6 protein-coding genes are annotated in these 11,103 nt (G+C 69.9%); all 6 read right to left on the reverse strand.

The features are described 5' to 3' along the window. A partial coding sequence (locus tag VF697_RS10560; protein ID WP_331093871.1) for a response regulator occupies positions 1-1,161 on the reverse strand: 1,161 nt, incomplete at its 3' end. A 69-nt stretch (positions 1,162-1,230) separates the two neighbouring features. After that, the gene (locus VF697_RS10565; protein WP_331093873.1) at positions 1,231-3,396 is read right to left on the reverse strand and encodes a sensor histidine kinase; all 2,166 of its coding nucleotides are present in this window, start codon (positions 3,394-3,396) and stop codon (positions 1,231-1,233) included. Then, positions 3,393-4,655: an ABC transporter substrate-binding protein gene (locus VF697_RS10570; RefSeq protein ID WP_331093875.1), complete on the reverse strand. Its 1,263-nt coding sequence runs from the start codon at positions 4,653-4,655 to the stop codon at positions 3,393-3,395. The genes VF697_RS10565 and VF697_RS10570 overlap by 4 nt, the downstream gene beginning before the upstream one ends. A gap of 40 nt (positions 4,656-4,695) precedes the next feature. Further along, positions 4,696-7,017 carry a Tex family protein gene (locus VF697_RS10575; RefSeq protein ID WP_331093877.1) on the reverse strand — a complete coding sequence of 774 codons (2,322 nt, stop codon included), beginning with the start codon at positions 7,015-7,017 and terminating at the stop codon, positions 4,696-4,698. A gap of 90 nt (positions 7,018-7,107) precedes the next feature. Further along, entirely contained in the window at positions 7,108-7,854 is a 747-nt protein-coding gene (locus tag VF697_RS10580) for a hypothetical protein (protein ID WP_331093879.1), read from the reverse strand. Positions 7,855-7,877: 23 nt separating this feature from the next. Next, the gene (locus VF697_RS10585) at positions 7,878-11,045 is read right to left on the reverse strand and encodes a TonB-dependent receptor (protein ID WP_331093881.1); all 3,168 of its coding nucleotides are present in this window, start codon (positions 11,043-11,045) and stop codon (positions 7,878-7,880) included. Positions 11,046-11,103 lie beyond the last annotated feature (58 nt).

The following is an 11,103-nucleotide window of genomic DNA, read 5'->3' on the forward strand; positions in this document are numbered from 1 at the left end:
CTCGACCCGGGCGATGCGGAGCGCCGAGCGGATGGCCTCGTTGAGGTCGAACCAGCCGCCCGCCCCGTTGTCCGTGCGGGCCAACGCGCGCATGTCGCGGACGATGTCGCTGATGCGGTGGGCCCCCTCGCGCGCGTCCTGGATGGCCTGCTCCAGCTCGTCCAGGTCCACCTTCGCGCCCTGGCGCAGCGCCGTCAGCTGCTCCCGGACGTAGCCGAGGTTGCTGATGACGTAGGCCGTCGGGTTGTTGATCTCATGCCCGATGCCGGCCGCCACCTGCCCCAGCGTCGCGAGCTGCTCGGAGGCCGCGAGCTGACACGCCAGGCGCCCGTTCTCCAGCGCGAGCACCACGTGGCTCGAGAGCACCGCCACGCGATCCAGGTCCCTCTTGCCGAAGATGCGCTGGACGCTCCTGCGCAACAGGCAGAGCACCCCGAGCACCCGATCCTCCACGGCCAGGGGGTAGAGGATGGCCGACGCCTTCCCCAGTCCCGAGGCATCGCCGAGCCGCCGATCCATGAGCCCGGGGCCTATGAGGACCGGCGTCCGATCATTGGGCAGCGCCCGCACCACCCGCTCGGCGAACTCGCGCAGCAGGGAGCCCTCGAACTCGGAGACGAGGCCGCACGCATGCGCCACCTGGAGCTGCCCCTGGGCGTCGGGGATCGCGAGCACCACCGCGTCCGCGCTCGTGAGGCTCCGGCTCCCCTCCACGATGGCCTGGGGGATGCGCTCGAACTCGCTCGTCGCGAAGAAGGACTGGCTCGCCCGCACCAGGTCCGCCGACACGTTGAGGCGATGGCGATCGAGCGCGCGCGAGACGCACGAGTACATCTCGTGGATGTCGAAGGGCTTGCGGAGTAGGTCGAACGCGCCGGCCCGCATGCACTCGATGGCCGTCTCGACCTCGGCGTAGCCGGTGGCGACGATGACCTCGGTGGCCGGCTGGGCCTGCTTCACCTCGCGCAGCAGCTCGAGCCCGCTCATGAACGGCATGCGGACGTCGGTGATGATGACGCCGGGCGGGGACTCCTGCAGGAGCCGCAAGGCGGCCTGGCCGTCGGGGGCCTCGGCGATGGTGTATCCCTCCTGCTCCAACTGGTAGCGGAGCAGCAGGCGCATGTCGCGCTCATCGTCCACGACGAGGATCTGCTCAGGCATGGGGGGATTCCTGGTCGATGAAGGGGGGAAGGCGGGCGGGGCTCCGCCGCGAGGGACGAGGGCAGGGGCTCATACGGAGGCCTCCTCCTGACGGGCCACGGGGGCCGCGACCACCGGGAACCACAGGCGCACCGTGGTGCCGGCGCCGGGCGCCGTCTCCACGTCGATCCGGCCTCCGTGCGCCTCGACGATGCTCCGGGTGATGGACAGCCCCAGGCCCGTCCCCTGCCCGACGGGTTTGGTGGTGAAGAAGGGGTCGAAGATGCGCTGGAGCACCTCCGGGGCGATGCCGCTGCCGGTATCGGCCACGAACAACTCAATTCCATCCCGCGCCGGGGAGACGCGGGCTCCGACGGACACCGAGCCCCCCGGCGCCGTCGCGTCCAGCGCGTTGCCCACCAGGTTCAGCAGCGCGGATTCGATCTCCGGCATGTTGGCCTCCAGATCGGGCAGCTCCGCCACGGAGGGCTCGATGATCTCCAGGCGGACCTGCCCGCGCCGGGCCTGACCGCTGGCCAGCTCCCGCACGCGCTCGAGCATGGCGCCCACCTCGATGCGCTCGCGCACCGGGCCGCTCTTGCGCGAGAAGTCCAGCAGCGTGCGCACCAGCCGGGCGCAGCGCTGGGTCTGTTTCTCGATGGCGAGCAGCGCCGTGCGCGAGCCCTCGTCCAGCGTGGAGCGCCTCAACAGGCCCTGCGCGAAGCCGAGGATGACGCCGAGCGGGTTGTTGAGCTCGTGCGACAGGCCCGCCACGAGCGTGCCCACCGCCGCCATCTTCTCCGACTGAACCAGGGACTCGCGCAGCCGCTTGACCTCGCGCAGGTCCCTCACGATGCAGACGTGCCCCTGCACCTGCCCCATCACATCGACGATGCGGGACACAGTGAGCTGCACGGGGATGGAGCCCGCCTCCCGGGTGAGGAGGGAGAGCTCCGCGTCCACGGGCGCGTTGCCACCGGCGTTCGTGACGAGCGCGGTGAAGCGCCCGCGCGCCTCCTCGGGCACCACCCGCTCCAGGAAGGGAGCACCCAGCATGTCCAGCCGCGGCCACCCGAAGAGCCTCTCCGCCGCTTCGTTCCAGACGCGGATCCACCCCTCGTTGCCGAACATGATGATGGCGGTGGGCGAGGTGGAGGTGATCTGCGCCAGCAGCGAGAGCTGATCCCGCGAGCGCTCCAGCTCCCCGGTGCGGTGCTCCAAGCGCTCGAGCATCTGGTTGAAGGTCGTGGCGATGGCGCCCAGCTCGTCGTGGGACTGGACCTCGATGCGCTGGCGCAGCCCGCCCCCCTCGATGATGCGCCGCATGGTGCCGCGCACCTGCTGGAGCGGGCGCAGCAGCACCCGGGTGCGCCAGACCACCAGCAGCATCAGCAGCACCGCCGTCACCGCCCCCCCCTGGAGCATCCGCTGGCGCATCGCATCCACCGGCCCGGAGATGCGCTCCGCGGGCACGGAGAGGACCAGGGACCAGTTGAAGCCGTGCTCGCGGGCGAAGCCCTCCACCGGCACGAGCAGGTAGAAGGTGTCGTCGAGCAGGAGCGTGTTGCGCTGGCCGGGCCCGGCGGACCGGGACAGCAGCTCCCGGGTGACCGGCTCGGGCAGGCTGCCCACCAGCGGCGTCTGCCCATCCAGGAGCACCGCCTCGAGTCCCTCGCGCATGGTGTCCGTGTGGACGAACGAGAGATCGAACCGGGCGACCAGGGCCCCCTCGGTGTGCTTCTGGTAGACGACGGGAAAGGCGATGAGCACGCGCGTCTGGCCGTTCTCGGAGAGCTCCCGGGCCACGGGCTTCCCATCCCGCACCTCGGGCCACCAGGGTGCGTCCCCGAAGGACGAGACGCTCCCCGACGGCGCCTGACGCCGGCCATTCCGGGCGATGACGCGGCCCATGAAGTCGACCAGCCAGAGATCGGCCTCCTCGCCCCCCTTGCCGGGCAGGGTCATCCGCTGCATGAGCGGCTCGAGGTAGTCGCTCCGGCCCAGCGTATCGATGACGCTGTTGGTCATGAAGGGGTTGGCGGCGAGCGAGCGCACGGCGATCCACCGCAGCTGGAGCTGCTCGTCGATGTCGTGCGAGGCGAAGCGGGCCAGGTCCCGCAGGTGCTCCCGGCTGGCGCTCTCGAGCGCCTCGTGCGCACTGCCGGACACGGTGGAGATGAGCACCCCCACCGTGGCCACGTCGATGAGCAGGAAGAAGAAGAGGAGCTTGCTCTGAACGCTCCGGAGCAGTTTCACGGCGATGTCCCGCGCTGGGAAGGGACCAGCACGCCTCGTGAATCAAAGGTGGCCAGCTTGAAGTCGGAAGGCGCCAACGCCTCGTGACGGGAGGGTGTGAAGGCGGATTGGTAGGTGCGCACGAGGCCCTGGTACGGGCCCAGCCGCTCCAGCGCGTCACGCACCCTGGCGCGCTCGGTGGACCTCGCCTTCTGGATGGCGAGCGCGAGCAGCCAGACGGCGTCATACGCCTGGGCCGTGCCCATCGCGCTGAAGACCTGCGCCTCGGACGTCGTACCGAAAAGCGCGTGGTACTTCGCGAGCACCGAGCGCGCCCGGGCGCTCCGGGCCTCCAGGAAGGAGAAGGTCTGCACCATGTGGAGCTCGACCCGGGACAGGCTCGCGCCCACCTGCTCGGCGAAGTCGCCCCCGCAGAGCCCGAAGTGCGAATAGATGGGGAGCCGCTTGTCCTCGGGCCTGCCCGCCAGGGCCTTCACGAGACCGACGGCCTCCGGCGCATTGACCACCAGCAGGAGGGAGTCGGCGCCCGCGCGCTCCACCTCGGCGAGCTTCTCCTCCAGGTCCTCATCCGCCAGGTTGATCCACTGCACGGACGCGGGCGCCATCCGCCGCCGCGCCAGCGCCTCGAGGAGGGCCTTCTCGTTGCTGCGGCCCCAGGCACTCTTCTCCAGGATGAGCCCGAAGCGGGTGTGGCCTCGCGCGAGGGCCTGGGCGACGAGGAACTCCCCCACCCGCGCGTCGTCCGGAGAGACCCGGAAGGTGTAGCTGGGCGTCAGCCCGTGGTGGATGAGCCCGGTGGCCGCGGCCCAGGGGCTCACGATGACGAGCTGGTGCTCCTGGATGAAGCGCAGGTTCTGGATGACCGGAGGGCTGTGGAGTCCCGTGAGGAGGGCCACCAGGTGGGGCGTGCTCGCCAGCTCCGGGAGCTGCTCCGTGGCCCGGGTGGGCACGCCGTGGTGGTCCCTCACCACCAGCTCCAGCTCGCGCCCGCCCAGCAGTCCTCCCTGGGCGTTGATCTCCGAGATGGCGAGGAGCACCCCACGACGGATGGCCTCGCCGCTCCTCGCGGAGCCGGAGCTCATGTCCGCATGCAGTCCCAGGACGATGGGGGCCTTGTCCTGCGCGGTCGCCAGGCCACCGCACAATACGAGGATACAGAGGAGGGCTGGCAGCGGTCGTCTCACAGGGTCCCCGGAAATTCCTGGGAACCCAGGATATACGGAGATTCTTCCCAGGGGGAGAGGGACGCGAATTGTCACGGACAGCGAGCCAGCCCCCTCGCTGTCCGAGGAGGCCCTCTCAGCGCTTGAGATTGCGGAAGGGGTTGTTGAAGGGCTCGGCCGAGGGCTTCTGCGGCGCGGGCGCCTTGCTCCCCCCCGGCTTGCCCGCCGGAGGAGGCCGCGCCGCTCCGCCCGTGGAGCGGGCTTCAGCCCCGGAGGTACGTGGAGCCCCAACGGACGGCGCCGGGGTGCCCTCGGTGACGGCGCGCACGGAGAGGGCGAGCCGCTTGCGGGCCAGATCCACGGTCAGCACCTTCACCGTCAGCCGGTCGCCCACCTTCACCGCCTCGGAGGGGTCCTTGATGAAGCGGGTGGAGAGCTGGGACACATGGACGAGCCCGTCCTGGTGCACGCCCACGTCGACGAAGGCCCCGAAGGCGGTGACGTTGGTGACGACGCCCTGGAGCACCATCCCCTCCTTCACGTCCTCCAGCTTCTGCAGGTCCTCGCGGTACGCGGGCGCGGTGAAGTCGCCGCGCGGGTCGCGGCTGGGCTTCTCCAGCTCGGCGAGGATGTCCTCGAGCGTCATCTCGCCCAGGTCCGGCCCCAGGTAGCGCTTGGGGTCGATCTTCCGCACCAGCGTGGCGTTGCCCACCAGGTCCTTCACGTGGACGCCCAGGTCCTTCGCCATGCGCTCGACGACGGCGTAGCGCTCGGGGTGGACGGCGCTCGCGTCGAGCGGCTCGGGGCCGTGGACGCGCAGGAAGCCGGCGGCCTGCTCGAAGGTCTTCGGGCCCAGCCCGCTCACCTTGAGGATTTCCCGGCGCGTGGTGAAGCGGCCCTTCGCCGCGCGGTGCGAGACGATCTTCTTGGCCAGCGTGGGGCCGATGCCGGACACGTGCTCCAGGAGCTGCGGCGACGCGGTGTTGACGTCCACGCCCACGGCGTTGACGCACGAGTCCACCACCTCGCCCAGCTTCTTCTTGAGCTGCCCCTGGTCCACGTCGTGCTGGTACTGGCCCACGCCGATGCTCTTCGGGTCGATCTTCACCAGCTCCGCGAGCGGATCCTGCAGCCGGCGGCCGATGGACACCGCGCCGCGCAGCGACACGTCGAGGTCGGGGAACTCGTCACGCGCCACCTCGGAGGCCGAGTAGATGGAGGCGCCCTGCTCGCTCACGGACACCACCGGCACCTGCGAGCCGAGCGCCTTGAGCACCTCGCGCACGAAGGTCTCCGCCTCGCGGCTGCCGGTGCCGTTGCCCACGGCGATGAGCTCCGGTTTGTGCTTGAGGATGAGGGCCCCGCACTGCTTGGCGGCGGCGGCGCGCTCGCTGCCGCTCCGCTCCGTGTAGAGCGTGGCGGTGTCCACCACCTTGCCGGTGCCGTCCATCATCGCGACCTTGACGCCGGTGCGCAGGCCGGGGTCCATCGCCAGCACGGGCCGGGAGCCCGCGGGCGCGGTGAGCAGCAGGTGGCGCAGGTTCTGCCCGAAGACGGTGATGGCCTCGCGATCGGCGCGCTCCTTCAGCTCGGTGCGCAGCTCGGACTCCAGCGAGGGGCCCATGAGCCGGTCCCACGAGTCCTCCACGGCGGCGCGCAGCTCGGGGGCGAACGGGGACTGGGGCCGGGTGACGACGCGCGAGGCGAGCGTCCCCTTCACCTCGTCATCCGGGAGGGCGAGCCCGATGCGCAGCACCTCCTCGGCCTCGCCGCGCAGCAGCGCGAGGATGCGGTGCGAGGGGGCCTTGGACAGGTCCTCCTCGTGGTCGGCGTAGTTGTCGAACTTGGTGGCCTCGCCCTTCTTCGCGGAGACGACGGCCGACTTCAGGCGGCCCCGCTGCACGCACAGCTCGCGGGCGGTGCGGCGCAGCCCGGCGTCCTCGGCGACGCGCTCGGCGCAGATGTCGCGGGCCCCGGCGAGCGCCGTCTCCAGGTCCGGCACGTCCTTCTCCGCGTTGACGAAGGCGCGCGCGCGGGCCGCCACGTCGTCCTTCTTCCCGCTCTCCTGCTTCCACAGGAGGTCGGCGAGCGGCTCCAGCCCGCGCTCCCGGGCGATGGCCGCGCGGGTGCGGCGCTTGGGCTTGTAGGGAAGGTAGAGGTCCTCCAGCTCGGTGCGCGTCCTGGCGCGCTGGAGGGCCTGGGACAGCTCGGGGGTGAGCTTCCCCTGGCCCTCGATGGAGCGGAGGATGGTGTCCCGGCGGGAGTCCAGCTCGGTGCGCTCGGCGGCCCAGTCCAGGATGGCCTGGATCTGGACCTCGTCGAGGCCGCCGGTGGCCTCCTTGCGGTAGCGGGCGATGAAGGGGACCGTCGCCCCGTCCTCGCTCAGGGCGAGGGTCCGGTCCACCTGCTCGGGCTTGAGGCCCAGTTCCTTCGACAGCTCGATGGCGTAGGGGTGCATGGCGACATACACCCTACACCATCCCACACAAGATTGCGAGAGGGCGGACGAGGGGGCCGGCAGCGCGTGGGCCGCCAGCCCCCCGAGGCCTCAGGGCTCCTCGCGGGACGGCACGTCGGTGGTGAGCACGCAGATGAGCGCCACCGGGTGGCACTCCACCTTGAAGATGGGGTTGATGCCCGAGCCCCGCACGCGGCCCACGGCGGGGTCCGGGTTCGGGTCGCACTTGGAGGCATCGGGCTTGTTGTTCGTCCCGCAGGCCACCACCGGCCAGATGCCCTTGGCCGAGTACTCGGCGGTGCAGCCGTCCTTGGTGTAGCGCAGCTCCGCGGTGAACTGCGTGCCCGGAATCTGCGGCGTGCTGTAGATGCGCAGGTTGGACCACTCGTACCGGAGGCTGACGGGCGCCTTGCTGACCCCGCCGTAGCGCGACTGCAGCTCCGCCGTGGTGAGCACGGGCACCTCACAGAACTTGTCCTCGAGCGGGACTTCCGTCGCGAACGCGCCCACGGCGTTCGCCTGCTTGGGCGCGTCGGGGTCGATCTGGGTGTCCTTGTGCGCCAGCTCGTCGCCGATCTGCCGGGACCGCAGGGACACCGAGTCCGGGCCGTTGGGGTCCTCGTTGAAGTACTTCTCCAGGCCCACCCGCTCCGGCGGGAGGGTGTTGAGGAAGGAGCAGGCGGGGGCCGGGGTCTGCCCCGGCTTCAGGGTGTAGACGGTGGCGAAGGCACCCTTGCCCACCATGCACTGCGGATCCTGCTGGGCGGCACCACAAGCGCCCAGGGTCGAGGCGAGCAGCACCGCACCGGTCGTCGAGCCAATCAATCGAAGGTTCATGGAGTCTCTCCCGGGTGCGAGCACTAGAAGCTCAGCTTCATGCCGAAGCGGATGGCGCGCGGGGCCTGGAAGGCGATCGGGCGCTTGAAGTTGGGGTTGAGGTCCTTCTCGGCGATGGAGACGGGGCTCTCCTCCGAGCTGTTGGCCAGGTAGACGCGGCAGTCGGGGCTGCCCGCGGTCTTGCAGCTCTCCACGTCGCCCGGCTTGCCGTTGGTCTCGATGGGCTTGACCTCGGCGGTGGTGAACGTCTGGTCCACGTCCGTCACCTGCTGGAAGTTGAAGACGTTGAAGACGTCCAGGGTGAGGCTGAGCGTGTAGTTGCCGGACAGCCGCCGGTTGACGCCGACGTGGCCGTCGACGTTGTGGACCCAGGGCAGCCGGCCCGCGCTGCCGCGCGGCAGGATGAACGTCTCCGAGCCGCTGTAGAGCGGGTGGAAGCCCAGGTAGTTGAGCGGCGAGCCCGAGCGCGCCCGGTAGCCACCGCCCAGGTTGAGGCTGGTGTCCTTGCCGAGCTGGAACTCCTTGGCGCCAAAGGCCTTGAAGGCGTGCGTGCGGTCGCCGGGCAGCGGCCCGTTGCGGTTGGTGGTGAGCGACAGCAGGTCGAAGTCGCGCGTCAGGTTGGGCGAGAGCTGCCCGGTGTCCGCGCGGAAGAGGCCCGAGTAGTTGCCGCGCAGCGAGGACCAGGTGTAGCTGACCTGGGCCAGCCACTGATTGGAGAAGGCCTTGGTGTAGTAGACGTTGACGGCGTCGTAGTCGCGGCGCGCCTCGGGGAAGTCCGTCGAGTAGCCCTGGCCCGGGTTGCCCAGGAAGAACGTGCGGCCGTTGTCGCGGCTCATGTCCTCGATGACGTCGTTGAGGTAGCGCCGGGTGTACGAGAGGCCCACGCGACCGAGCAGCACCTCGTACTCGGCGCCCAGGACGAACTCGTCGCTGGACTGGGCGCGGATGTTCGGATCCACCGGCACGCGGTCACCACCCTCGGAGACCCACTGCTGGTTGGGGTTGTCCGTGGTCCCGCGGGTGCGCCGGTTGGAGGCCAGGGTGCAGTCACCACCGGGAGCCAGGTCCGCCATGTCCGTGGGATCGCACGGCGCGTTGTAGGTGGCCGCCAGCTGCTGCTGCTGGGGGAAGGAGAGGTCGGCCATGTCGAGCGGGACGTTCTCGTAGAAGCGCGCGTAGTTGACGAAGAGCTTCGAGCGGCCCTGCTGGGTGAAGTCGTAGATGACGCCGATGCGGGGCGACCACTGGTTGGGCAGGTTCAGGCCCATCTTGCCGTCGATGCCCCAGATGGTCTGCGTGTCGTAGCGCACGCCCGCGTTGACCGTCACCTTGTCGAGGATGGACCAGCTGTCCTGGATGAAGCCGCCGACCGTCAGCGCGGTGGTGGTGCCTTCCTTGCTCTTCAGGAAGACGGGATGGTCCGGCGCGTCGAGGTAGCCATACTGGGTGCGGCTCTCGAAGCACGTGCCATCCGTGCACTCACGCCAGGGCATCAGGCCCGTGCGCGCGCGGTTGTTGTAGAAGCTGGCGCCCTCGGCATCGACGCCGGCCTTGATGACGTGGTGGCCGAGCGCCTCGAGCAGGTACGTGCTCAGCACCTTGCCCTGGTAGCGGTCCAGCTCCGAGACGCTGATGGTGCCAGGTCCACCCGTCGTGTACGAGGTGACGGGGCAGCGCGCCACGCTCGCGCCCGGCTCGTTGCAGGCGGCGGCGTCGGGGATGCTCTCGAACTCGGTGACGGAGTGGGGGCCCGGGTTGCTGTTGCGCCGCCAGGTGACCCGGGGGATGGCGGCGAGGCCGTCGCCCCCCAGCTGCGAGCCGTCCGACGGGAGGATGGAGGCGTTCTGGTGGTGCCAGCCGATCGTCGCGTCCATCAGCAGGGACTTGTTGAAGAAGGAGGAGGACTGCTTGGCCACGATGTCCAGCGCGCCGCCCGTGCGGCGGGTGGCGATGGACTCGTAGGAGCCCTGGACGAACCCGGTGCAGGACAGCCCACTGCACACCTCGGGGGCGCCATCGCGGCTGAAGGCGTAGCGATTCGCGCCGCCCGACCAGTTGGGCGTGCCGTACACCGTCAGCGACAGGTTGTGGTCCGGGTTGAAGAGGTACGTGAGCTTGCCGATGTACTGGACGGTCCGGTCATCCGCGAAGCGGTTGACCCGGGTGCCCTCGATGGGCGTCGTCTGGGCGAACTTCGTGACGGGATCGATCCGCGCCTTGCCCACCGCCAGGCAGCCGTTGGCCTCATCCACCGCGGTGCACAGGTCATAGGCGTTGAGCTGCCGCCCCACCTGGATGCGGGTGAACGAGGGCGCCAGGCCACCGTAGAACCACAGCTTGTCCTTCACGATGGGGCCACCCAGCTCGAAGCCGAAGTCTCCCTGGTTCCACGGCGTGCCCTTGGCGGAGATGACGGTGCCGGCCTGCTTGATCTCCGGGGCCGCCGTCTGCAGGAAGCCCGGGGCCACGTTGCCGAAGATGGAGCCGTGGAACTCGTTGGAGCCGGACTTGGTCACCACGTTCATCACGCCACCCGTGGAGCGGCCGTACTCGGGCATGTAGCCACCGGTGATGATGTTGACCTCCTTGACGAACTCCACCGAGAGCGGCGTGCCGATGGTGCCCACGGCCGGGTCGTTCACCGACAGGCCATCCACCACGAACTGGTTCTCCGGCGAGGTGCCACCGTTGATGCTCACGCCGTAGGTGTCCTCCTGCGCGCCGGGAGCCATCTCGGCCAGGGACTCGAAGGAGCGCGAGGCCGAGCCCTTCGAGCCCGGGCGGCTCACCGCGAGGTTCTTGAGCAGGTTGGCGTCCACGTTCATGCCCGAGGCGCTCGAGCCCACGTCGACGGAAGGCGGAGTGGCCGTGACGACCATCTCCTCGCTCAGGCCCTCCTCCGGCAGCACCTCCACGTTGAAGCGGATGGTGCGGTCGAGGCGCAGCTGGATGTCCCCACGCAAGTAGGGACGGAAGCCCTCGGCCTCCACCCGGAGGGTGTAGACGCCCGGCGGGAGCTGGGGGATGCGGTACTGACCGCTGGCATCCGAGAGCACCGTCTGCTCGCCCTGAAGGCTTGGAGACGTGGCCGTCACCACCGCGTCCTGCAGTGGCTTCTTGTTGGCCGAGTTGATGATTTTACCGGTGATGACCGCCGTGCCCTGGGCCCATGCGCTGGTCCCGAGCAGCAACAGCAGGACACACCACGCTCGAGCGAGTCGTACGTGCAATGACAAGGTGCTGACCCCT

The sequence above is a fragment of the Archangium sp. genome (assembly GCF_036388035.1).
Lineage (GTDB): Bacteria > Myxococcota > Myxococcia > Myxococcales > Myxococcaceae > Archangium.